The sequence below is a fragment of the Kitasatospora sp. NPDC051702 genome (genome assembly GCF_040681575.1).
Lineage (GTDB): Bacteria > Actinomycetota > Actinomycetes > Streptomycetales > Streptomycetaceae > Kitasatospora.
In genome coordinates, this window is record NZ_JBFAZB010000010.1 from 33,948 (window position 1) to 58,170 (window position 24,223).

Consider the following 24,223-nt stretch of genomic DNA (forward strand, 5'->3'; position numbering starts at 1 on the left):
GCCGTGGGCAAGGCGACGGGGGCGCTGCTGGGGCTGGCGATCGGGGACGCGATCGGCCGGGTGACGGAGTTCCGGACGGTCGAGATGATCGCGAACGACTGGCCCGACTGGCGCCGGCTCCCGCTGCCCGCCAGGGCGCTGGTCACCGACGACACCCAGATGACGCTGGCCCTCGGCCGCGGCCTGCGCACCGCCCTGGCCCGCGGGCCGCTGACGCCCTTGCGGCTGGCCCGGCCGGTGCGCGAGGAGTTCGTCGACTGGTGGCGGTCGCCGGAGAACAACCGCGCCCCCGGGATGACCTGCCTGCGCTCCTGCGAGCGGCTCAGCCGCGAGGAGTACCGCTGGCAGCAGGCGAGCGACGTCGGCTCCAAGGGCTGCGGCGCCAACATGCGGGTCGCTCCGGTCGGGCTGGTCCCCGGACTCGACGCCCGCACGCTCTCGGGCGCCGCACAGCTGCAGTCCGCCCTCACCCACGGTCACCCGACCGCGCTCGCCGCCAGCGACCTCACCGCCCTCGCCGTCCGCCGGCTCGCCGAAGGGGTCCGGCCCGCCGACCTGCCGGCGGTGCTGCGGGCGCACGCGCTCGCGAGCCGCGAGCGGTACGACGGCTTCTGGCTCGGCGACCTCGCCGAGCGCTGGCACGGCGGTTCGCCGCAGGACGTGATCGCCCGCGGCTGGGACGACTGCCTCCGCGTGCTCGACCGGCTGGACGCCGCGCTCGCCGCACCCGACGTCGAGGCGGACCCGTGCCTGGCCACCGGCGAGGGCTGGATCGCCGAGGAGGCCCTGGCGACCGGGCTGCTCTGCTTCCTGCTGCTGCCGGACGACCCGGTCGCCGCCGTCCGGCGGGCCGCCTACTCCAGTGGGGACTCCGACTCCCTCGCCTGCCTCACCGGCGCCTTCGCCGGCGCCCACCACGGCGGGTCGGTCTGGCCGGCCGACTGGGTGGGGCGGATCGAGCACCGGGACGAGCTGCTCGCCCTCGGGGCGCTCTGGGACTGAGGCCCCCGGAGCGGGCGGAACCGGCTGCCGGGGCGGTGCGTCGAAGGGCCATGACGAACCGCAGCAGCGCAGGGCACCACCGCTCCCGCCGTCCGGCCGGGCTGCTCCTCGCCGCCGTGCTGGCCGCCGGGCCGGCGCTGGCCGGGTGCGGCAGCACGGCGGCGGACACCCCCACCGTCCGGGTCACGGCGTCGTCCGTCCGGCCGACCGCGGACCCGGCCCGGTCGGCCGAGGTGACGGCCGGGACCAGCGCCTTCGGGGTGGACCTCCTGCACGCGCTCACGGCGCCACCGGACGGCGCGGGGCGCAACCTGGTGCTCTCCCCGTCGGGGCTGGCGACCGTGCTCGCCATGCTGCTCCCGGGCGCCCGCGGCGCGACCGCCGACGAACTCGGCAAGGCCCTGCACAGCGGGCTCGACGCGCGCCAGTACGCACTGGTGACCGGGGCGCTGGCCCGCCCGGTCCCGGCCACCGACAAGCTCACCCTGCGGCAGACGGACGACCTGTGGACGCAGCAGGGCCTGACCGTCGACCCGGCGTACCTGGACACCCTCGCCACCGCCTTCGACGCCGGAGTGCACCCCGTCGACTTCGCCAAGGACCCGGCGGGCAGCCGCCGGCTCGTCAACACGGCGGTGGAGAAGGCCACCGAAGGGCGGATCAAGGACCTGTTCGGCGAACGGCAGATCACCTCCGACACCCGGCTGGTCCTCACCGACGCGCTCTACCTGAAGGCGAAGTGGGCCACCGCCTTCACCCCCGCGAAGACCTCCGACCGGCCCTTCCGCAAGCTCGACGGCTCCGCGCCGGCGGTCGCCACGATGGCCCGAACCGGCACCCTGCGGTACGCCGAGGGCTCCGGAGGCATCGTCGGCGAACCCTGGCAGGCCGTCGAACTCACCTACGCGGAGGGCGGGTTGGCGATGGATCTGATCGTCCCGGCGCAGGGCGGCTTCACGGCCTTCACCAAGGGCCTGGACCAGCCCCAGCTCGACCGGATCCTCGGCGCGCTGGAGGAGCGGTCCGTCGACCTGACCCTGCCGCGCTTCCACTTCGACACGAGCTCGGACCTCACCTCCGCGCTGCGCGCGCTCGGCGTCCGGGCGGCCTTCGACGCCCCGGACTTCAGCGGGCTGGCCAAGGAACAGCTCGGCCTGAGCACGGTGGTGCAGAAGGCCACCGTCGAGGTCACCGAGGACGGCACGGTCGCGGCCGCCGGCAGCGGCGCCGGGGCGGGCGTGATGGCCGCGCCGGCCGCGCCGGAGGCCGTCGAGCTGCACGTCGACCGGCCGTTCCTGTTCCTGGTCCGGGACACCGCCGACGGGCGGCCGCTCTTCCTCGGCCAGGTCACCGACCCGCAGGCGGGGTAGCGCTCATCCGCGGCCGCGGCGGGGCTCACCGGGCAGTGCCCTCCCGCCAGTGCCGTCCCGCCAGTGCCCTCCCGGCAGGGCTCACCCGGCAGGGCTCACCCGGCGGGGTAGCGGCCGCCGAGCGCCGGGTGGGCCGGGTCCCGGCTGCCGAACAGCACCAGCAGGTCGTCGGCCACCCGCAGCAGTTCCGCCCGGCCCTCGATCGTCCCGGTCCACTCGGCGGGCAGCGCCGACGCGCCGTACGCGGCGCCGACCAGGTTGCCGCAGACCGCGCCCACGGAGTCGCTGTCCCCGGAGTGGTTCACCGACAGCCGCAGCGCGGTGCGCACCGGGTCGGCGTCCAGGGTGGCCGCGAGCAGCGCGTACACGGCCATCCCCAGGCACTCCTCGGCGATCCAGCCGAGCCCCACCCGCTCCACCGCCTCCGCCGAGGGCTGCGACTCCTGGGCCACCCGGACGGCCCGGGCCAGCGCCTGCACCGTCTCCTTCGAGGCCGGCAGCTCCCGGATCTGCTCCACGGTCTCGCCGACCGCGGCCCACGGCTCCGTCCCGGTCGCCAGCCGCTCCACGAGCGCCGCGAAGGCGCCCGCCGCGAGGTAGCCGGTCGGGTGCCCGTGGGTGAGCTGGGCGCACTGCACGGCCAGTCCGAAGGCTTGCTCGACTCCCAGCCGGGCCAGCCCGAACGGCGCCGAGCGCATCACCGTGCCGCAGCCCTTGGAGTGCGGGTTGATCGGACCCGGCCGCCCGATCATCGACGGCGCCTCGAACACCGGGTGCTCGGACACCCCGCTCAGGCAGGCGTTGCCCGGTGCCCGCCGCGCGTACAGGAAGGGCTGCCGCAGCAGCCAGCCGTCGTACGGGTGGGGCTGCGGTGCGGCGTCCGGCGCCCCCTGGTACTGCGTCAGCAGCCAGCGCCGGTAGGCGCCGTGGACGGCCTGCGGCACCGATCCGCCGCCGCCGGACCAGCCGCGGACGAAGCCGCGGATCAGCCCCTCGGCGGTGAAGAGGGTCATCTGGGTGTCGTCGGTGACCTCGGCCGGGTGGGGCCCGCCCGGCAGCCCGGTCACCCCGTCCGGGCCGTACCGCTCCTGGATCTGGTGGAGCTGCTGGAACTCCACCGGCCAGCCCAGTGCGTCACCGACGGCCCCGCCGAGCAGCGCCCCGCGCACCCGGTCCCGGTACCCCGACTCGGCCGCCGACTCCGTCACGTCGATCCCCCTTGGTTCGTGGCGGCCTCCGTTCTATCAGTTCCGGCGATCTCCCCGGCCCGGCGCCCGCCGGGCGCTCAGGCCCGGCCGCGGATCTCCCCGGAACGCCCGTGCAGGGCGGCGCGGTCGGCGGCGGCGCGCCCGGCCGCCCAGCCCTCGCCGTCGCTCACCCGGACCCGCTGGGAGACGAGCTTCGGGAACAGCCGGCCGACCTCGTCGTCCACCGCCTCGGAACGGGCGGCGAGCGCGGGCAGCAGCCGGGCGTCCGGCAGCAGCTGCTCCTCGGTGCCGTCCTCGCGCAGGTGCCGACCGGCCGCGGCGGCACTGGTGGTCCGCTCGGTGGCGGCGGTCAGCCGCTCGCGGATCCGCGCCGCGTACGCGACCAGGAAGGACTGCCGGAACGCCTTGCTGCGGGAGTCCCGGCCGGAGCCGGCCTTGTTGAGCGCGTGGGTGGCCTGCACCAGCAGCGAGGTGTAGAGCAGCTCGACGCCGTCCAGGTCGCCGTCGAAGCCGACGACGGTGCAGAAGCCGAACTCCTTGGCCCACACCACCCGGCAGCGGTTGGCCGCTGCGACGGCGTCCAGCAGCATCGTCTTGGGGCCCTCGTACGGGTTGTCCACGCCGATCCGCAGCGCCGCCGGGGTGTCCCGGTCGGAGCCGGCGGCGGCCAGCAGCGCGTCGTCGATGCTGTGCTGGGCCATCAGCTGCTGGGCCTTGGCGGTGAGCGCCTCGGCCTCCTCCGGGTACTCGGTGGACTCGGCCTTCGCCAGCAGCGCCCGGATCCGGGCCAGCATCCGCGGCTCCCCGGGCACCGGCCCGTCGCCGCGCTCGGCCCGCGGCCGCCGGCCGGGCGCCGGGCCGACCGGGGCGATCGGCGGCAGCCGGCCCCAGGTCCGCAGCAGCTCCAGGGCCGCCGTGGCGAGCGCGAAGCGGTCCAGCCGGTGCCGGTGGGCGAAGGCGCCGAGGTACTGCTCGTCGCCCGGCCACCACACCTCGGCCTCCAGCTCGCGCAGCTGCTCCTGCCAGCGCCGGTCGAGGGCCGCCGCGGGGTGCCGGCGGCCCTCCGCGGCGATCAGGTCGACGGCGAGGGCGAGGTGGACGGGCTTCAGCCCGCGCCGGACCACCCGGACCAGGTCGGCCGGGCGCCACCCGGCGGACCAGCAGCGGCCGACGGCGGCGTCCGCGTGGCCGAGCAGGGCCCGGCTGACCTCCGGCCACTGCGCGGCCGAGGCGGCGAGCAGCGAGGCCCCGGTGTCCAGTGCGAGGTCCAGCGCCTCGTCGGGGACGGTCAGGACCGACCGCACGGCCTGCTCCAGCAGCGGCCCGGCGCCCCCGTTCCCGCCCTGCTGCGCGCGCTTGCCCACGGTGTGCCCCTGCTTCCCTCGACGGTCCGGCCCTCCCGCCCATGATGCCGGAGCGCCCGGCCTCCCCGAGGGGGCCGGGCGCTCCGCACGGGCCTGAAGGCGGGTCCTAGCGTTCGACGGCCTTGGCGAGGATCTCCGGCGCACGCTCCAGCAGCCGTCGGGCCGCGAAGCGGACGCCGAGCACGGCGACCAGGGCCCCGTAGAGCGGGCCGAGCGGCAGCAGCGGCCAGGTCGGGCCGTCGGAGAGCAGCGCCCAGGCCAGGTAGCCGCCCACCGGCAGGGCGAGCACCGCCACCCCGACCATCGAGCCGAACTGGTTGACCAGCAGCAGCCCGCCCTGCCCGGGGGCGGCGTTGCGCATCGGGTTGCCGTCGGCCGGCATCGTGTACGGCGCGAGCACGCTGAGCGTCGCGCCGAGTGCGACGCCGCAGCCGAGCAGCGCCAGTGCCAGGCCGACCGCGGACGGCAGGCCGGCCCAGTCGCCGGTGACGGAGGCCAGCAGGAGCCCGAGCACCAGCGTCACCGGGACGGCGTAGGAGAGCACCGCGTAGGCCCGGCCGCGCAGCTCGTCCCGGGCGTCGGCCGGGGTGAGCAGGGTCGCCGCGACCATCCAGAACGCCGAGCCGTCCATGCCGAACAGGTTGAGCATCTGCAGCCCGAGGAACATCCCGGTCATCGCCAGCAGGTAGACGCTCGGCCAGCCCTGGACGACCGACAGCAGGCAGATCACCACCGTCATGCCGATGCTGGTGAACACCGCGGCCTTGGCGCGCGGCTCGCGCCAGGCGTACCGGAGGTGGCGCTGCATCACCGCGCCGACGCGGCCGTCGGGCAGCAGGCGCCAGCCGCCCGTGCCGCGCACCCCGCGGGCCACCTCCAGGGTCGAGGAGTCGGCGGTGACCATCAGCTCCTGGAGGCTGGCGCGCCACCAGCGCAGCAGCAGGGCGAGCAGCGCCCCGGCCGAGGCGAGCTGGAGCAGCGCCAGCCCGTACCGGCCCTCGCCGGCGGTGCGGGCCGCGTCGGCCGCGCCGATCGGCGGGATCCACCGCAGCACCGAGGCGATCGGGGCCAGCGGGCTGAGGTCGAGGTGCTGGCCGGGGCGCCCGAAGACGCTCTGCGAGCCGACGTTGGCGGCCTGGGCGAGCAGGGCGAAGAGCAGGCCGCCGAAGATCGCGAAGTCCTTGCCGCGCCGGCTGGAGAGCATCCGGGCGTTGCCCGCGGCCACCGCGCGGGAGAGCGTGACCAGGCAGAGCACGGCGAGCGGCACGCCGACCACGGCGGCCGCCGCCGAGGCGGCGCCGTCGGCGCCGGACAGCGCCGCGCCGGTCACCAGCACCAGGCTGACCACCGGGCCGGGCCCGATCAGTGCGGCCAGCAGCGACCCGCGCAGCAGCGGGCCGGGCCGCAGCGGCAGCATGGTGAGCCGGGTCGGGTCGGCGCTCTCGTCGCTGGAGAACAGGAACAGCGGCAGTGCGGCCCAGCCGAGGGTGAGGACGCCGAGCAGCATCACCCCGGCGTCCCCGGAGCCGGCGAACCGCCCGTTCAGCAGGGCGAGGGCGAGGGCGATGCCGGCCGCGAAGGCCAGGCCGACGACGCCGCCGATGACGTACACGGCCGTCCGGCCGGGGCTGCGGCGCAGGCCGTTGCGCAGCAGCCGCAGCTTGAGCGCGACCAGGGCGCGGACGACGGTGCCGCCGTCGGGCACGCCGGCGGTGCGGGCGGATGTGGTGGCGGTGGTGGTCACCGGTCTCCCCCGGTCTGGTCGCCGCCGGTCCGGCCGCCGCCGTGGTGGTCGCCGCCGGTCCGGCCGCCGCCGAGCCAGCCGAGCGCCTGGCCGTCGTCCTCGCGCACGCCGATCAGGTCGAGGAAGGCCTCGTGCAGGCTGCGCCCGTCGCGGACGGCGTCCAGCGGGCCCTGGGCGATCACCCGGCCGGCGTTGACCACGGCGACCCAGTCGCAGAGCTGCTCGACGAGCTCCATCACGTGGCTGGAGAAGACCACCGTGGAGCCGGCCGCGGCGTACCGCTTGAGCACGCCTCGGATGGTCTGCGCGGAGACCGGGTCGACGCCCTCGAAGGGCTCGTCGAGGAAGAGCACGTCGGGGTTGTGCAGCAGGGCGGCGGCCAGGCCGATCTTCTTGCGCATGCCGGTGGAGTAGTCGGCGACCAGCTTGTCGGCGTCCCGGGCGAGGTCCAGGACGGCCAGCAGCTCCTCGGCCCGGCGGTCCACCTCGGGGCCGGGCAGGCCGCGCAGCCGCCCGTTGTACTGGAGCAGTTCGCGGCCGCTGAGCCGCTCGAACATCCGCAGGCCCTCGGGGAGGATGCCGATCCGGGCCTTCACCGCGACGGGGTCGGCCCAGACGTCGCCGCCGTGGACGAGGACGGTGCCCTGGTCGGGCCGGAGCAGGCCGGTGACCATGGACAGGGTGGTGGTCTTGCCGGCGCCGTTCGGGCCGACCAGGCCGATGAACGCACCGGCGGGCAGCTCCAGGCTGAGTCCGGCGACGGCGGCCTGCCCGCCGAAGTGCTTCCACAACCCCTGGATGCTGACGGCGGGCGGAGGGACGGATCCGGGTCGGTCGGACGGCGGCGCTGACGCCTGCATGGCGGCCTTCTCTGTTCGTGGTCGGTCGTCTTCTGGCCCAGCCTGGCACCGGCCGAACGGGCTGTCGCCCGCTTTGAGCATCCCCTGAGCGACTGGGCCGAACGAGGGGGCGCGCCGTGTCCGCGGCGGGTTCCGGCGGGTGCGCCGCGGCGCCCCGGCACCCGGCGCGCCGCCGCCCGGGAGGGGCCGCGGGCGGAGCGGCCCGGGTGGCGGCGGCCGTCCGGCTGTGGTAGAGCGGTTGGAGGGCGGCCGGACACCGGGTGGTCGTGCGCGGGACACTCCCGCGACATCCGGCCGATGGCCGCGACCTGCGGCGTTGCATTTGTTTTGACCGCGCCCGATGCGCTAGGTACGCTCTGACCTTGTGCCTGGGGTGTCCCCGGGTCCTTGTGCGTGCATGCACACCGGTCGCCGCGCCGAGCCGGAGCGCCTTCCAGCGCCCCGCGCGTTGAGCGCCGTCGCTGTACATCAGCCATGGGATTCCGTGTCGGAATAAGCCCAACACACCCGACCGCGTGGGTCGACCACGGGGCCGTGTGTGAGGGATCACCGCAGGTTAGTTCCACCAAGCCTTGGCACACAGAAAACGGAGAAACGGTGCCTACGATCCAGCAGCTGGTCCGAAAGGGCCGGCAGGACAAGGTCGAGAAGAACAAGACTCCCGCGCTGAACGGCTCCCCGCAGCGCCGTGGGGTCTGCACGCGTGTGTACACGACCACCCCGAAGAAGCCGAACTCGGCTCTCCGCAAGGTCGCCCGTGTGCGCCTCACCAGCGGGATCGAGGTCACCGCTTACATCCCGGGCGAGGGCCACAACCTGCAGGAGCACTCCATCGTGCTGGTGCGCGGTGGTCGTGTGAAGGACCTTCCTGGTGTCCGCTACAAGATCATCCGCGGTTCGCTTGACACCCAGGGTGTCAAGAACCGCAAGCAGGCTCGCAGCCGCTACGGCGCCAAGAAGGAGAAGTAAGAATGCCTCGTAAGGGCCCCGCCCCGAAGCGCCCGGTCATCATCGACCCGGTTTACGGCTCCCCGGTCGTCACCCAGCTGGTCAACAAGATCCTGCTGCACGGCAAGCGCTCCACCGCCGAGCGGATCGTCTACGGCGCCCTCGAGGGCGTCCGTGAGAAGACCGGCTCGGACCCGGTCGTGACGCTGAAGCGCGCGCTGGAGAACGTCAAGCCGGCCCTCGAGGTCAAGTCCCGCCGTGTCGGTGGCGCGACCTACCAGGTTCCGGTCGAGGTCCGTCCGGGCCGCGCCAGCACCCTGGCGCTGCGCTGGATGGTCGGTTACTCCCGCGCCCGTCGCGAGAAGACCATGACCGAGCGCCTGATGAACGAGATCCTCGACGCCAGCAACGGCCTGGGCGCTTCCGTGAAGCGTCGCGAGGACACCCACAAGATGGCCGAGTCCAACAAGGCCTTCGCGCACTACCGCTGGTAGTCCGTACCCCGTCACTAGACAGAGAGAGAACGAGCCACCATGGCTGCAACCTCCCTTGACCTCGCCAGGGTCCGCAACATCGGGATCATGGCGCACATCGACGCGGGCAAGACCACCACCACCGAGCGGATCCTGTTCTACACCGGTGTCTCGTACAAGATCGGTGAGGTCCACGATGGCGCTGCCACCATGGACTGGATGGAGCAGGAGCAGGAGCGCGGCATCACGATCACGTCGGCCGCGACGACCTGTCACTGGACGGTCGACGGCGTCGACAACACCATCAACATCATCGACACCCCGGGTCACGTCGACTTCACCGTCGAGGTGGAGCGTTCGCTGCGCGTCCTCGACGGTGCCGTGACGGTGTTCGACGGTGTCGCCGGTGTCGAGCCCCAGTCCGAGACCGTGTGGCGGCAGGCTGACCGCTACAGCGTCCCGCGCATCTGCTTCATCAACAAGCTGGACCGCACGGGCGCGAACTTCTTCTTCTGCGTCGACACCATCGTGGAGCGCCTCGGCGCGACCCCGCTGGTGATGCAGCTCCCGATCGGTGCCGAGGCGGACTTCAAGGGCGTCGTCGACCTGGTCCGCATGAAGGCCCTGGTCTGGTCCGCCGAGGCCGCCAAGGGCGAGATGTACGACATCGTCGACATCCCGGCCGAGCTGCAGGAGCAGGCGAACGAGTACCGCGAGCGTCTCCTGGACGAGGTGTCGAACGTCAGCGATGACGTGATGATGCTCGCCATGGAGGGCGAAGAGGTCCCCGAGGAGCTGCTCTACACGGCGATCCGCAAGGGCACCCTGGAGTCGGCCTTCACGCCGATCTTCTGCGGCACCGCGTTCAAGAACAAGGGCGTGCAGCCCCTGCTCGACGCGGTCGTCAAGTACCTGCCGTCGCCGCTGGACATCGAGTCGATCGAGGGCACCAAGCCCAACGACCCGGAGACCACGATCTCCCGCAAGGCCTCGGACGACGAGCCGCTGGCCGCGCTGGCGTTCAAGATCATGTCCGACCCGCACCTGGGCAAGCTCACCTTCGTCCGGATCTACTCCGGCCGCCTGGAGTCCGGCACCTCGGTGCTGAACGCCGTGAAGGGCAAGAAGGAGCGCATCGGCAAGATCTACCGCATGCACGCGAACAAGCGTGAGGAGATCGAGTCGGTGGGCGCCGGCGACATCGTCGCCGTCATGGGCCTGAAGCAGACCACCACCGGTGAGACGCTGGCCGACGAGAAGAACCCGGTCATCCTGGAGTCCATGGACTTCCCGGCCCCGGTCATCCGCGTCGCCATCGAGCCCAAGTCCAAGGGTGACCAGGAGCGTCTGGGTATCGCCATCCAGCGCCTCGCCGAGGAGGACCCGTCCTTCCAGGTCAACACGGACGAGGAGACCGGCCAGACCATCATCGCGGGTATGGGCGAGCTGCACCTCGAGGTGCTGGTCGACCGTATGAAGCGTGAGTTCAAGGTCGAGGCCAACGTCGGCAAGCCGCAGGTCGCGTACCGCGAGACGATCCGTCAGGCCGTCGAGCGCATCGACTACACCCACAAGAAGCAGACCGGTGGTTCCGGTCAGTTCGCCAAGGTGCAGATCGCGATCGAGCCGATCGAGTCCGGCGAGGGCTACGAGTTCCAGAACCTGGTCACCGGTGGCCGCGTTCCGCGCGAGTACATCCCGTCGGTCGACGCCGGTGCGCAGGAGGCCATGGAGTTCGGTGTGCTCGCCGGCTACCCGCTCCAGGGTGTCCGCGTGAAGCTGCTCGACGGCCAGGCCCACGACGTGGACTCCTCCGAGCTCGCGTTCAAGATCGCCGGTTCCATGGCGTTCAAGGAAGGCGCGCGGAAGGCCAAGCCGGTCCTCCTCGAGCCGATGATGGCCGTCGAGGTCACCACGCCCGAGGACTACATGGGCGACGTGATCGGCGACATCAACTCTCGCCGTGGCCAGATCCGGTCCATGGACGAGCGTCACGGTGCCCGCGTCGTCACGGCGCTGGTGCCGCTCTCCGAGATGTTCGGCTACGTCGGTGATCTGCGCAGCAAGACCTCTGGTCGCGCGAGCTACTCGATGCAGTTCGACTCGTACGCCGAGGTGCCGAAGGCCGTGGCGGAGGAGATCATCGCCAAGGCCAAGGGCGAGTAAGGACCGGCACCAGCCGGTTCCCTACCCGAGGCCGCGAACGTCCCGACATTCGGGACGATTGCGAACCCTTAGGCTATTAGGAGGCGTCCCGGGAGGATCCGGTCGGATTCTCCCGGGTGCCTCCGGCCCCCACCCGCGGGACGGTGCGGAGTGCTCAGGCACCCCGGGCCCAATCCCGATCAAAGACCAACTGACGTCAGCACGGCGTACAGAACTGTCCTCAGGAGGACTGCAGTGGCGAAGGCGAAGTTCGAGCGGACGAAGCCCCACGTCAACATCGGCACCATCGGTCACATTGACCACGGTAAGACGACCCTTACCGCGGCCATCACCAAGGTGCTGCACGACGCGTACCCGGAGATCAACCCCTTCACGCCGTTCGACCAGATCGACAAGGCGCCGGAGGAGCGGCAGCGCGGTATCACCATCTCGATCGCGCACGTCGAGTACCAGACCGAGGCGCGTCACTACGCCCACGTCGACTGCCCGGGTCACGCGGACTACATCAAGAACATGATCACCGGTGCGGCCCAGATGGACGGTGCGATCCTCGTCGTCGCCGCCACCGACGGCCCGATGCCGCAGACCAAGGAGCACGTCCTCCTGGCCCGCCAGGTCGGCGTCCCCTACATCGTCGTCGCCCTGAACAAGGCCGACATGGTGGACGACGAGGAGATCCTGGAGCTCGTCGAGCTCGAGGTCCGTGAGCTCCTCTCCGAGTACGAGTTCCCGGGCGACGACCTGCCGGTCGTCCGCGTCTCCGCGCTGAAGGCGCTGGAGGGCGACAAGGAGTGGGGCGAGAAGCTCCTCGGCCTGATGCACGCCGTCGACGAGGCCATCCCGACCCCGGCCCGCGCCGTGGACCAGCCGTTCCTGATGCCGATCGAGGACGTCTTCACGATCACCGGTCGTGGCACCGTCGTCACCGGCCGCATCGAGCGTGGCATCCTCAAGGTCAACGAGACTGTCGACATCATCGGCATCAAGGAGACCAAGACCACCACCACGGTCACCGGCATCGAGATGTTCCGCAAGCTGCTCGACGAGGGCCAGGCCGGTGAGAACGTCGGTCTGCTGCTCCGTGGCATCAAGCGCGAGGACGTCGAGCGCGGCCAGGTCATCATCAAGCCGGGTTCGGTTACCCCGCACACCGACTTCGAGGCCCAGGCCTACATCCTGTCGAAGGACGAGGGTGGCCGCCACACCCCGTTCTTCAACAACTACCGCCCGCAGTTCTACTTCCGTACCACGGACGTGACCGGCGTCGTGACCCTCCCCGAGGGCACCGAGATGGTCATGCCGGGCGACAACACCGGCATGACGGTCGCGCTGATCCAGCCGATCGCCATGGAGGAGGGCCTGAAGTTCGCCATCCGTGAGGGTGGCCGCACCGTCGGCGCCGGCCAGGTCACCAAGATCATCAAGTAATCGGTGTTCTGACCTGCCTGCACCGCTCAGGCGAACCGAAGGGCTCCGCACACGCGAGTGTGCGGAGCCCTTCGGCCTTCATCCGGCCCTCACCCGCCCCCGGTCGCTCTCACGGGTCGCTCATGGCCGGCTGTTATTGTCGGGCCACCGTCCAGCCCCGCCGTCGCGGAAAGTGGGATCCAACGCATGCCTACGGCACCACTGTTGTCGGTCGTGATGCCGATCTACAACGAGCAGGAGGCGCTCCCCTTCACCGTCGAGCGGCTGCGGCCGATCCTGGACGGGCTCGGGACCGACTACGAGGTCGTGGGCGTCGACGACGGCAGCACGGACGCCACGCCTGTCCTGATGCAGAAGATCCGGCAGGACTGGCCGGAGTTCCGCATCGTCCGCTTCGCCCGCAACTCCGGGCACCAGGCCGCGCTCACCGCCGGCATCCACCGGGCCCTCGGCGACTACGTGGTGAGCATCGACGCCGACCTGCAGGACCCGCCGGAGAAGATCCCGGAGATGCTCGACCTGGCCCGCGAGCAGGGCCTCGACGTGGTCTACGGCGTCCGCGGGGACCGCGGCACCGACACCGCCTTCAAGCGCCGGACGGCCGGCGCCTACTACTGGCTGATGCGCCGGCTGGTCGGCAAGCGGATGCCCAACCAGGCCGGCGACTTCCGGCTGCTCAGCCGCGCGGCCGTGGAGGCCCTCAAGCAGCTGCCCGAGCACCAGCCGGTCTACCGGCTGCTGGTGCCGTGGCTCGGCTTCCCCAGCGGCGAGGTGGTGTACGTCCGCGAGGAGCGGGTGGCCGGCGGCACCCACTACCCGCTGTCCAAGATGCTCCGGCTGGCGCTGGACAGCGTCACCAACTTCTCCGCCGCCCCGCTGCGGCTCGCCACCTGGCTGGGCCTGGTGAGCTTCGTGGTCTGCATCGGCCTCGGGGTCTACACCACCGTCTCCTACGTGCTCGGCGCGACCGTACCGGGCTGGGCGTCGCTGTTCATCGGCATGCTGTTCATCGGCGCCGTGCAGCTGATCTGCGTCGGACTGCTGGGGGAGTACGTCGGCAGGATCTACTCGGCGGTGCAGGCCCGGCCGACCTACTTCGTCGGCTACGACTCGGCCGAGGACGACGAGCGGGGCCGGGGCCGGTGACCGTCGTCGAGGAGGAGGCGTCCGAGCCCGCTCCGCCGACCCGCCGTCAACTGCCGTCCTTCCTGGTCATCGGCGTCCTCAGCACCCTCTTCTACCTGGGGCTCTTCGTCGCCGCGCGGTGGTTCACCGACCCGCAGGCGGCCAACCTGATCGCGCTGGCCGTCAGCGCGGTGGCCAACACCGCGGCCAACCGGCGGTTCACCTTCGGGGTGACCGGCGCGCAGGGGATGGTCCGGCACCAACTGCAGGGCGCGGTGGCCTTCCTGATCGGACTCGGTCTCAGCGCGGGCGTACTCGCCCTGCTCGACCAGGTCGCGCCGGACGCCTCCCGACCGGTCGAGGTGGCCGGACTGGTCGTCGCCAACGGCCTCGCCACGGTGGCCCGCTTCGTCCTGCTGAAGGTCTGGGTGTTCCGCGGCTGAACGGCGTTGCTCCGGACGGTTCGCAGACCGTGCACCCGGGGCCCTGAGCCGCTGTCGGCAAGGGCCTACTCGGTATGCTGGGCGCTCGTAGCCTGCCCGCTCACGGTAGAGGAAGTCCGCACCCGGCTGGGGGAGACGGGCGGCAGGGACTCCGACCGAAGGGGCACGGCACCGTGTCGACCGTACATTCCACGCCCGAGCGCGAGCGCGAGGCCTCGCGACCGACCTCGCCGCCGGGGCCGCCACCCGCCCCGACCGGCGGGGGGCGGCCCGGCCGCCGCAGCCCGCTCGTGCTGGCCGGGGGGCTCGCACTGTCCTGGCTGGTGCCGGCCGGGCTGGTCACGCTGCACCTGGGCGTGGTGCTGCTGCCGCTGCTGCTGCTCGCGATAGCCGCCGTGATCAGGGTCGGCGGCGTGCTGCTGGACCGGCTGTTCGTGGCCGGGCTGCTGCTGGCCGGCTCGGTGCTGACCTTCGGCCTGCTCTTCTCGCTCTGGCCGTGGGGCCTGTCGCCGATCCCCACCACCGGTCTGATGTTCAGCGTGGTGACGGTGGCGGCCTGGGCCGCCCGCCGCGCGCCGCGGCTGCCGGTGCGCTTCCGCTGGTCCGACCTGCTGGTCCTGGGCACCGGCTACGGCATCTGGCACTACCTCTTCCACCCCGTCGCGGGGACGTCGGCGGCCGAGCGGGTCGCGCTGTTCGCCACCTCCGAGGACCGCCTCGCGCACTTCTCCTTCTTCTCCGGCATCCAGGGCGTCGGCGGCTTCAACTTCCTCCACCAGGAGGCCGCCCGGAACTTCCTGATCCCGCCGTCCGAGGTGACGTACCCGCAGGGCTCGCACTTCCTGCTGGCCTGGGTCGACGCGGTGGTCCACTCCGGCGCCGACCCCGGCGACATGCTCTACACGATGAACCGGTACTTCCTGTACCTGCTGCTGGCCTACGCGCTGTTCTGCGCCGCGCTGGTCTGGGCCGCCCGGTGGATCGCCGGGCCGCGGCTGTACGGGTGGCGGTGCGCCGCGGTGTGCGCGAGCGTCGGCGCCCTCATGTTCGCGAGCAACTACACGGACCTGCTGATCCACGGCTTCGACTCGACCTTCATCGGCCTGCTGCTGATCGCGCTCGCGCTCGCCGTGCTGATCCGCCCCGCGATGGGCCCCGTCGAGTTCCTGCTGGCCGCCTCGGCCGGTCTGATCACCGTCACCTACACCTACAACATCTACGGCGCCTTCGTGGGCGTGGCCCTGCTGGGCGCGGTGGTGGTGCACCGGCGCAGGCTCCCGTGGAGCTGGTGGTGGACCGCCGGCGCGCTGGCGTGCGCGCTGGGCGTGGCGGCGCTGCCGAGCGTCCTCTCGCTGATGGGCGACCTGGACGTGGCCGGCGCCTCGAACATGAGCGGCCCGAGCGTCGAGGCCGACCGCGCGGTGCTGATCGGCGGCGGGCTGCTCGGCCTGCTCGCCGCGGCCATGCCGCGCTACCGCAGGACCGCCTCCGGCCAGGCCCACCTCGCGGTGCTGCTCGGCACCGGCGCGCTGCTCAGCGCCTTCGCCGCGTACCAGCTGCACAGCATCGGGCGGTACTCCTACTACATCCACAAGATGACGGCCGTCGGCGTCGTGGTCAGCCTGATCTCGCTCGGCGCCGTCGGGATCGCCCTCCAGCCCGCGTACCGGGGGAGCGCCCGCACGCTGCGGCGGCGGGCCGGCGAGCTGGTGGCCTCCGGGCTGGCCGTGGCCGCCGCGCTCAGCCTCTTCGCCAACGTGCAGTGGGGCTTCCTGACCACCGAGGACAACCCCTCGGCGTGGTCCGGCAACCGGCTGGTGGTCTGGGGGCGCGGCGAGTTCAAGGGGGACATGGGCCCCAAGGGCGCGGCGGCGCTGGACATCCCGAGCGCGGGCCCGGTGATCGTGCTCTTCGCCAACGACGACTACAAGAACCTCAAGGCCACCTGGCTCGCCTCGCTGATGAACCGGCGCGGCGGCGACATGGCGGCGCTCTACGACATCCACTGGGTGTCGATCGGCGGCCCCCAGGTGAAGGAGGAGGACTACCAGAAGTCGATGGGTCGCCTCAAGGGCGCCATCGCCAAGCTCCCGGCCGCGCCGGTGCGGCCGACCATCGTGACCGCGGACCGGTCGGTGGGCGAACGGATCAAGCGGGACCTGGCCGCGGCCGGTGTCACGGTGACGGTGCTGAGCGATCCTCAGAACCTCTGGACGGAGCCGTGGGGCCGTACCTTCCCCGGTGGCTGACGGTGGGACCCACCGTCATCGGATGTTCACGCCCACCCGCTACTATTCACAGCAATCGCACGGCCGGGCCGGCCTCGTGCGGAGACGTGTGGCAAGGTCGGCCGATGAATTCGGTGATCATGTGATGAAGAACCCGATCGCCAAGCTGCTTGGGGTCCTACCCCCGGGGGCGCGGCTCGTGATCGGTGGGACGGTCGTGCTCGGCGCCTCGGCGTACGTCTACATGGCGCTCGTGGGCTACAGCCTCGGGACGGCCGGCGCAGCCAGGGTGACGATGCTCTGGACCATCGTGATGTCGATCGGCTGGGGCCTGTTCCAGCCCGTCGAGCTCGAACTGACGCGCCTGGTCGCCGCCCGCAAGGTGGCCGGGCACGGCGCGCTGCCGGCGGTCCGGCGGATGCTGCTGCTCGCCCTGGCCATCCTCGCGGCGGCCTGCGCCCTGCTGGCCGCCGCCGCGGGCCCGATCGCCGACCAGCTGTTCGGCGGCGACCGCACGCTCGTGGTGGCGCTCGCCGGCGGCATGGCGGGCCTCGCGGTGAGCTCGGTCTCCCGCGGCGCGCTGGCCGGCCTCGGCCTGTTCGGGCCCTACGGCACCCAGCTGGCCGTCGACGGCGCCCTGCGCATCGGCCTGGCCGCGCTGACCGCCGCGATCGGACTGCACTCGGCACTGGCCTTCGGCCTGATCCTGGTGGTCGCCCCCGTCGCCGCCTCGCTGATCGGCCTGCGCGGCATCCTCGCGGACCGCGCGCCCGGGCCCGAGGTCGCCTGGCGCCAGCTCACCGGCGGCCTCGGCCTGCTGATCGCCTCCGTGATGCTCAGCCAGCTGGTGGTCAACGCGACCGTCGTCTGCGTTCGCCTGCTGGCGCCGAAGCACTCCGAGGCCTCCGACGCCCTGGTCTTCGCCCTCGGCCAGGCCGTGGTGATGGCCCGCGTCCCGCTCTTCGCCTACAGCGCCCTGCAGGCCTCGATGGTCTCCGCGCTCTCCGGCGCCGCCGCGGCCGGCGACCACGCCGAGTTCCGCAAGGTGCTGACCCGCACCACCGCGATCGTCGCCGCGATGTGCATCGGCGGCGGCCTGCCGGTGATCGCCCTCGGCGCCTGGCTCAACCCGCTGCTCTTCAACGCCAAGGACCTGCTCGGCCCGCTGGACTTCGCGTGGCTCGTCCTCGGCACCCTCTGCTACGTCCTCGCGACGGTCTTCGGCCAGGCGCTGATGTCGAGCGGGCAGCACCGCCGGCAGCTGGTGGGCTGGTCCGCCGGTTCCGTAGCATTGGTAGCCGTCGCGCTCGCCCCCGGCGCCGTCGGCGTGCGCGCCGAGCTCGCGTACCTCGCCGGAGCGCTGGTCAGCGCCGTCCTGATGCTCTGGTCGCTGTACCGGGCGTTCCCCTCGCGTCCCGCCCCCGGGCACACCGGGCTGGACGACCGCGGTGCGGCCGAGCCGCTGCGGACCTCGTGAGGGCGGGGGACGTGACCGTGATTGGCCGACGACGCCCGTGATCACCACCGACGACAGACAGACCCAGGCACGCGCCGCCGTGCCGTTCGCCAAGCATGGAGCCCCCTGTGTCCGAGTATGACAACGTCTGGCTGGTGATCCCGGCCTACAACGAAGGCCAGGTGATCGCCGACGTCGTGGAAGGGGCACGCAAGACCTTCCCCAACATCGTGGTGATCGACGACGGCTGCACCGACGACACGGCCAAGCACGTCATGACGACCGGCGCGCACCTGGTGCGCCACCCGGTCAACCTGGGCCAGGGCGCCGCCCTGCAGACCGGCCTGCGGTACGCCCTGGAGCAGGAGGGCGCGGAGTACTTCGCCACCTTCGACGCGGACGGCCAGCACCAGACGGCCGACGTCGAGAAGATGGTCGCGCTGCTGCGCGGGGGCGAGGCCGACATCGTGCTCGGCTCCCGCTTCATCGAGCAGACCGGCCAGGTGCCGTGGATCAAGCGGGTCGTGCTCCGCACCGCCGCGGCCGTCAGCCCGACCGCCCGCAAGCTCAAGCTGACCGACGCGCACAACGGTCTGCGGGTGATGAACCGCGAGGCCGCCAGCCGGATCCGGATCACCATGAACGGCATGGCGCACGCCTCGGAGATCGTTTCCTTCCTCGCCGGCTCGGACCTCCGGGTCGCCGAGGTCCCGGTGGACATCCTCTACACCGACTACTCGCGCGCCAAGGGCCAGTCCCTGATCAACGGCGTGAACATCCTCTTCGACATCTCGCTGCGGGAGCGTAACCGCCGATGAATCACCTCTGGATTCAGCTGATCCTCGTCCTGGCCGCGGTGGCCATGGCCCTCCTGTTCGTCCGGCGCTGGGACGCCGCGAACACCCGGGCGTGGAAGCGCATCGCCTTCGCGCTGTTCGTGATCGCCAACGTGATCGCGATCCTGTGGCCGGCCGGCGTCACCAAGCTGGCCACCGCGCTGGGCGTGGGCCGCGGCACCGACCTGGTGCTCTACCTGATGGTGATCGCCATGGGCTTCCTGACGCTCAACACCTACCTGCGCTTCCGCTCGCTGGAGAAGAAGCTCACGGACCTGGCCCGTACGGTCGCCATCACCGAGGGCGTCCGCCACAACAACGACCGCCTCGACGCCCCGGTCGGCTCCGACCGCTGACCCGCCTCCCGCGGCGAGGGCCGAGGGCCGCGCGCCCGGCACCGACGGCCGAGGGCCGGCACCCCGAACGGGGTGCCGGCCCTCAGCCGTGTCCGGGGGCGCTCAGCCCCGGACCAGGGCCTCCACCAGGGTCTCCAGCCGACCGGCCCCCTTGGTGGTGGTGGGGGTGGGCTTGGGGGCGTGCGGGTACGGGCTGCCGCCCTCCTGGCAGCTCAGCACCCGGTACTCGGGCTTCTGCTGGTTCTCCTGGTCCTTCCTGATCTTCGCGGCCTGGTCGAAGACCGCCGGCGGCACCGGGTCGACGCACTGCGCGGCGTCCGCGTAGGGCGAGCAGACGCCGTTCAGCCCGCGCAGGACCTGGGCGGTGTGGGCGAGGTTGCCGGTGCTGTCGATCCGGGCGGCGGGCTCGGGCATGTACCGGCTGCCGGTGGACGAGCCGGCCATGCCGATCAGCAGGCCGAGCGCGCACAGCGAGGCCAGCGCGTAGCGGCGGGGCGTGCGCCCGGGCCGCTCGGGGTGCTCCCGGGGAACGGTCCGGTGCCGCCGTTCCAGGAGGCGCTCGACGCCGAGGAACAGGGCCAGGCCGGTGAGCACGACGAAGCAGTAGAGCAGCTGCTGGTTGGTGCGCGGGTAGAGCATCACCGCCTGGTCCTTCCACATGTGGGAGGCGTACCAGTAGCGCATCAGGAAGGCGCTCGCCGCGGCGGCCGCGGTGGCCAGCACCACGGAGTTGCGCGGGCCGACCACGAGCGCGGCGGCGGCCCCGACCAGCAGCACGACGGCGAACAGGCCGACGCCGCCGATCTCGCCGGGCTGCGGCCAGGCGCCGAGCCCGAGGCCGCCGGGCATGTCGCCGCCCCACATCGTGAAGTAGCTGGGCTCCGTGTAGACGTCGAAGTAGCAGTAGCGGTCGACGGCGCCGCCCGCGGAGGAGAGGAACCGGGTGAGGTAGAAGCCGGACACCGCGACGAAGACCGCGCCGGCCGAGCCGACCAGCAGCAGGGCCGTCACCAGGGCGGGGGTGCCGTGGGTGCGCCACTGGCGGACCAGCAGGACGAAGCCCATCAGCACCAGGCCGGCCGCGGACCAGACGAACCAGCCCGAGTACAGCAGGAACAGCAGCCCGAGCACCGCCCCGACGACGGCGCCCAGGACGGCCGCGCGGCGGCGGCCGAGGAGCTGGGAGCGCTGGATCAGCTGCAGCAGCTTGGCCAGCACCGGCAGCAGCCCGACCAGCACGATCGTGGTGTACGGCTTGTACGGGTCGGCCAGCGGGAGCGAGGCGGTGACGCCGATGCCGAGGGCCCACAGCGGGGGGAGGATGAGCCGCCAGGCCACGTAGGCCGTCGGTCCGAGCAGCGCGATGAACACCAGGCTGACGATCTTCAGCGCGTGGCCCGGGTCGCCGTCGGTGAAGTGCCGGGTGTACCAGCCGAGCAGGTGGGGGAAGAGCGGCGGGTAGGTGTCGTCGATCGGCTGGCCGTGGATGATGTTGAAGGCCCAGCCCTGGAGGACTCCGGCGTCGCCGCCCTGACCGCCGAGCGGCCAGGGGGTGCCGCGGAGTGCGAGCGAGACGGCCGCGGCGAGGACGCCGCTGGAGAGGCCGGCGAATATCGCGGCGCCGAATTGCAGCGGGAGCACCGGCCACCGGCGCATCACGAGCAGCAGAAGTCCGACGGTGCCGCCCATCGCGAGCAGCAGGACGAGTTGCAGACCGGCGAGTCCGCTGACCTGACCGACCCGCACCATGGGATCGACGTGGACGAACCGGGCCGCCCAGGTCATGAGCAGGGCGGCGGACACCCCGACGAAGCCCTCGACCGGGAGCCACCAGGCTGAACTCTGACGCCCGTTCATCCGTTGAACGGGAGGGGGAGTCACCGGTATCGCATGCGACCGCCGAGGCCTATTGGCGTGCTGCGGAACGCTGATGGTCATCGAGTGGAGCCCTTCAGAACCCGGATCGCCGGGGGCCGACATGTCGCTCCGAAGGTATCCTATTGGTCCAGACCACATTTGCGAAGGTGTGGATGTTTTGAAAACGGGGGAAATCCGGACATCGCCGGGACGATTCATTTCCGGGTCGCCCGCCGGACGCATTTCCGTGCGCCGGAATTTCCCTTTCGGGCCCCTTGCGCCGCGGTTCGCCCGGGCTCCGGGCCCGGGTGGGCGGACCGGCCGACGCACCGGCCGGGCAAAGCTGGTTGACTTGGCTCGCCCTGCGGCCGCGGCCGGGCGGCACCGAAGCGTGATCCAGGACCAGGAGGTGCGGCGCCGTTATGAGCGTCGATTTCGTCATCCCGTACTACGGCGACCCGGAGTACCTGTTCGCCACCATCGACAGCATCCGGGCCCAGCACCAGCAGGACTGGCGGCTGACCATCGTGGATGACCAGTACCCGGGCACCCGGGCGCTCGAGTACATCGAGAGCCTGGACGACGAACGGATCCGGTACGTCCGCAACGAGGAGCGGCTCGGCCCGAACGGCAACACCTACAAGGCCTCCACCCTGGCCGAGCGCGAGTTCGTCTCGATGATGGGCGCCGACGACCTGCTGGAGCCCGACTACCTGGACGTCGTCCTGGAGCGCCTGCGGGCCGACCCGACCGCGATCGCCGTCCAGCCCGGCGTGCGGGTGATGGACAGCGACGGGAACCTGGTGCCCGCGCTCGGCATCGGCGACAAGGTCAAGCGCCGGATCAGCGCCCCGGCCCGCAAGGCCGGCGTGATCGGCGGCGAGGCCGCGGTGAAGAGCCTGCTCTCCGGCAACTGGCTCTACACGCCGTCGCTCACCTACCGCCAGTCCGCGCTGTCGAAGATCCCGTACCGCCCGGACATCGACGCCATCCACGACCTCGCCTTCATGGTCGACATGCTGATGGAGGGCGGCAACCTGCTGGTCGACGAGCGCGAGGTGTTCCGCTACCGCCGCCACCAGGCCAGCGACTCCTCGAACCGGGTCAAGGACGGCAAGCGCTTCGACGAGGAGCTGCGCTACTACACGCTGATCTCCAAGGAGCTGCGCGCCAAGGGCTGGACGGCCGCGGCCCGCTCGGCGGACCTGCACCTCTCCTCCCGCCTGCACGCCCTGATGGTCGCCGCCGGGCGCCTCGGCGCGGGTGACTTCGCCCACGCCGGCGCCATGGTCGGCCGTGCCGTCCGCAGCAGCTGACCAGGCACTGGGCGGCCGTCGCGGGCCGACGCCCGGAGCCCGGGCTCCGGGCGGCGGTTTTATGATGTCCGCTGTTCTCCGATCGCCGACCACCACGCCACTCCATGCCACTCACCGGACGTGGCCACCGCACGGAAGTGACTGACATGACTGATCTGGCCACCAGCCCGGTCGGCGGCTCCCAGGCGGAGTCCCGACAAGCGGAGGGCGCGATCGCCGCCCGCCTCGGGCGCATGGACGGCCTGCTGGCACGGCCCTGGGCGGTGCGCTCGGCCGAGGCCCTGGTCTCGATCGTGGCGGCCTTCGTCTTCACGCTGCTCTGCACCCGCATCAACGTCAACCCGCTCAACCGGGTCGGTCAGGTCAGCGGCCTGGCCATGGTGCAGAAGTACGCGGCCGTCGTGGGCCTGCCCGTCCTCGCGGTGCTGCTCTACGCCGCCTACCGGGGCAGGCTGGCCCGCTACCAGGTGCTCCAGCGGCTGGTCTGCGCGGCCGTCGCGGGCCTGGCCACCGGCGTGGTCGCCGGCGGCATCGCGGTGGCGCTGAACGGCACCGACTGGGGCCTCGGCGGCCAGGAGGGCGACCCGGGCAACCTCATGGGCATGGCCAACGACATGCTGCGCGGCCAGGGCCTGCCCGGCGTCTACCCGCCCGGCTTCCCGGCCGTGCTGGCGGTCTGGTCGAAGCTGTTCTACGGCGGCGTCGGCGGCGTCGGCTACGCCATGAAGGACGTCCAGCTGATCTGCAGCGCGCTGGTCGGCCCGATGGCCTACCTGTCCTGGCGCCTGCTGCTGCGCCCGGTCTGGGCGCTGCTGATCGCCGTCCCGGCGGCGATCCTCTTCCTGGACCCGATCCGGCCGTACAGCCACGTCACCATGCTGGTCATGGTGCCGATGCTGGCCGGGGCCCTGCGCGAGCTGCGCCGGGCGCACGAGCTGAGCACGCGCTCCACCGTGCTGCGCGGGGTCGGCTTCGGCGCCTCCTTCGGCGTGATGTTCCTCTGGTACTCGGGCTGGTTCGTCTGGGCCGCGCCGGGCGTCTTCGTCCTGACGCTGTTCCTGGTGCCGTGGCGCCGGGGTGCCGCCCGGGTCAAGCGCGCGCTGCTGTTCCTGGCCGCGACCCTGGTCAGCGCCGGCGTGGTGGGCTCGCCGCTGCTGTACGAGCTGGTCAAGGGCGGCGCCCAGGCCACGGACCGGTACGCCTACCTCTCGGTGTACATCGACCCGGCGTACATCATGAGCTGGGCCTCGGACCGCAACGGCGACCTGACGTACCACAACTTCCCCTGGCACGGTGAGCTCGCCGGGCAGAGCGCCTACACGCTGCTGCTGCTGGCCGGCGTCGCGCTGGCGCTCGGCCTCGGGCTGCGCAGCATCACCGTCCGGACCACCGCGGCGACCCTGATCAGCGCCTGGCTGCTGCGCTTCTACTTCGCCTCGCACCTGGCCAAGGACAAGGCCGTCATGCTGTACCCGCGCACCACCTGGATCATCCTCTACGCGCTGATGATCCTCGCGGTGCTCGGCCTGATGTTCGTCGTCCAGCGGGGTGCCGGCTGGCTGCGGACGGTGCAGCGCGTCGGCACCGACGGCGGGCCCGTGCCGCTGACCCTGCGCCCGGCCGTCACCGGCCGGCTGGTCGCCGGCGCGGTCTGCGCGGTGGCGCTGTTCGCCACCATGGCCGCCTCCTGGTCCGCGGACCGCTACATGCCGACCACCAAGCCGGAGTTCGTGCCGACGGCCGACGCCAAGGGCATCGACATGGGTGCGGACGCCTGGCGCGCCCACATCCTGGTGAACCGCGACGGCAAGTGCCCGAAGTACGACCCGGCCGGGCCGACGGACTGCGCACCGGTGAACAAGCAGCTCAAGGAGTACAACAACGAGCCCGACAAGGGCCGGCTGTGGTGCGCCAACGTGACCGGCGAGGAGTGGGCGCTCACCTGCGGCAGCAAGCGGCCCTGGTGACGCCGGGGCCCGGCGCCGCGCGCCGCTGAGGACGGTCACCCGAACGGGGCCGGTGAGGGAGACCTCACCGGCCCCG

At 72.2% G+C, this 24,223-nt stretch carries 19 protein-coding genes; 14 read left to right on the forward strand and 5 right to left on the reverse strand.

Features of this window, described 5'->3' with window-relative positions; translation table 11 throughout:
• Positions 1-3 precede the first annotated feature (3 nt).
• The gene (locus tag AB0N04_RS11485; RefSeq protein WP_363364049.1) at positions 4-1,002 is read left to right on the forward strand and encodes an ADP-ribosylglycohydrolase family protein; all 999 of its coding nucleotides are present in this window, start codon (positions 4-6) and stop codon (positions 1,000-1,002) included.
• A 50-nt stretch (positions 1,003-1,052) separates the two neighbouring features.
• Complete coding sequence (locus tag AB0N04_RS11490) at positions 1,053-2,372, forward strand: serpin family protein (RefSeq protein ID WP_360209138.1); 1,320 nt, start codon at positions 1,053-1,055, stop codon at positions 2,370-2,372.
• Positions 2,373-2,467: 95 nt separating this feature from the next.
• Here the strand turns inward: AB0N04_RS11490 and AB0N04_RS11495 are convergent, their stop codons facing one another.
• The 4 genes from AB0N04_RS11495 to AB0N04_RS11510 all read right to left on the reverse strand — a co-directional run bounded on the left by AB0N04_RS11495 (position 2,468) and on the right by AB0N04_RS11510 (position 7,548).
• The gene (locus AB0N04_RS11495; RefSeq protein WP_360209135.1) at positions 2,468-3,580 is read right to left on the reverse strand and encodes an ADP-ribosylglycohydrolase family protein; all 1,113 of its coding nucleotides are present in this window, start codon (positions 3,578-3,580) and stop codon (positions 2,468-2,470) included.
• A 77-nt stretch (positions 3,581-3,657) separates the two neighbouring features.
• Positions 3,658-4,944, reverse strand: coding sequence for a DUF2786 domain-containing protein (locus AB0N04_RS11500; RefSeq protein WP_360209132.1), 1,287 nt, complete (start codon positions 4,942-4,944; stop codon positions 3,658-3,660).
• 106 nt (positions 4,945-5,050) lie between these two features.
• A complete protein-coding gene (locus AB0N04_RS11505) occupies positions 5,051-6,688 on the reverse strand; it encodes a transporter (RefSeq protein WP_360209129.1) in 1,638 nt (545 codons plus the stop codon).
• A complete protein-coding gene (locus AB0N04_RS11510; RefSeq protein ID WP_360209126.1) occupies positions 6,685-7,548 on the reverse strand; it encodes an ABC transporter ATP-binding protein in 864 nt (287 codons plus the stop codon). Before AB0N04_RS11510 ends, AB0N04_RS11505 begins: the two co-directional genes overlap by 4 nt.
• Positions 7,549-8,145: 597 nt before the next feature.
• Between AB0N04_RS11510 and rpsL the strand changes: the two genes are divergently transcribed.
• The 10 genes from rpsL (at position 8,146) to AB0N04_RS11560 (ending at position 19,007) form a co-directional block, all read left to right on the forward strand.
• Positions 8,146-8,517: a 30S ribosomal protein S12 gene (gene rpsL, locus AB0N04_RS11515; RefSeq protein ID WP_360209123.1), complete on the forward strand. Its 372-nt coding sequence runs from the start codon at positions 8,146-8,148 to the stop codon at positions 8,515-8,517.
• 2 nt (positions 8,518-8,519) lie between these two features.
• Positions 8,520-8,990, forward strand: coding sequence for a 30S ribosomal protein S7 (gene rpsG / locus AB0N04_RS11520; protein WP_030055803.1), 471 nt, complete (start codon positions 8,520-8,522; stop codon positions 8,988-8,990).
• Positions 8,991-9,029: 39 nt separating this feature from the next.
• Positions 9,030-11,135 (forward strand): elongation factor G, encoded by a 2,106-nt coding sequence (gene fusA / locus AB0N04_RS11525; RefSeq protein WP_360209121.1) that lies wholly within the window; start codon positions 9,030-9,032, stop codon positions 11,133-11,135.
• Positions 11,136-11,369: 234 nt separating this feature from the next.
• Positions 11,370-12,563: an elongation factor Tu gene (gene tuf, locus AB0N04_RS11530; RefSeq protein ID WP_326846505.1), complete on the forward strand. Its 1,194-nt coding sequence runs from the start codon at positions 11,370-11,372 to the stop codon at positions 12,561-12,563.
• 186 nt (positions 12,564-12,749) lie between these two features.
• The gene (locus AB0N04_RS11535; protein WP_360209118.1) at positions 12,750-13,709 is read left to right on the forward strand and encodes a glycosyltransferase family 2 protein; all 960 of its coding nucleotides are present in this window, start codon (positions 12,750-12,752) and stop codon (positions 13,707-13,709) included.
• A complete protein-coding gene (locus tag AB0N04_RS11540) occupies positions 13,706-14,131 on the forward strand; it encodes a GtrA family protein (protein WP_360209115.1) in 426 nt (141 codons plus the stop codon). Before AB0N04_RS11535 ends, AB0N04_RS11540 begins: the two co-directional genes overlap by 4 nt.
• 173 nt (positions 14,132-14,304) lie before the next feature.
• Positions 14,305-16,380, forward strand: a complete 2,076-nt coding sequence (locus tag AB0N04_RS11545) for a hypothetical protein (RefSeq protein WP_360209113.1) — start codon at positions 14,305-14,307, stop codon at positions 16,378-16,380.
• Positions 16,381-16,504: 124 nt separating this feature from the next.
• On the forward strand, positions 16,505-17,836 hold the full coding sequence (locus AB0N04_RS11550) for a hypothetical protein (protein ID WP_360209111.1): 1,332 nt from the start codon (positions 16,505-16,507) through the stop codon (positions 17,834-17,836).
• A gap of 107 nt (positions 17,837-17,943) precedes the next feature.
• Entirely contained in the window at positions 17,944-18,633 is a 690-nt protein-coding gene (locus tag AB0N04_RS11555) for a glycosyltransferase family 2 protein (protein ID WP_360209108.1), read from the forward strand.
• Complete coding sequence (locus AB0N04_RS11560; protein WP_360209106.1) at positions 18,630-19,007, forward strand: DUF2304 domain-containing protein; 378 nt, start codon at positions 18,630-18,632, stop codon at positions 19,005-19,007. The genes AB0N04_RS11555 and AB0N04_RS11560 overlap by 4 nt, the downstream gene beginning before the upstream one ends.
• A 102-nt stretch (positions 19,008-19,109) precedes the next feature.
• Here AB0N04_RS11560 and AB0N04_RS11565 read toward each other — a convergent pair whose 3' ends face one another.
• Positions 19,110-20,864, reverse strand: coding sequence for a hypothetical protein (locus tag AB0N04_RS11565; protein WP_360209104.1), 1,755 nt, complete (start codon positions 20,862-20,864; stop codon positions 19,110-19,112).
• Positions 20,865-21,286: 422 nt separating this feature from the next.
• Here AB0N04_RS11565 and AB0N04_RS11570 point away from each other — a divergent pair, with 422 nt between their 5' ends.
• Entirely contained in the window at positions 21,287-22,180 is an 894-nt protein-coding gene (locus AB0N04_RS11570) for a glycosyltransferase (RefSeq protein ID WP_360209101.1), read from the forward strand.
• Positions 22,181-22,326: 146 nt separating this feature from the next.
• Positions 22,327-24,147: a hypothetical protein gene (locus AB0N04_RS11575; RefSeq protein ID WP_360209098.1), complete on the forward strand. Its 1,821-nt coding sequence runs from the start codon at positions 22,327-22,329 to the stop codon at positions 24,145-24,147.
• Positions 24,148-24,223 lie beyond the last annotated feature (76 nt).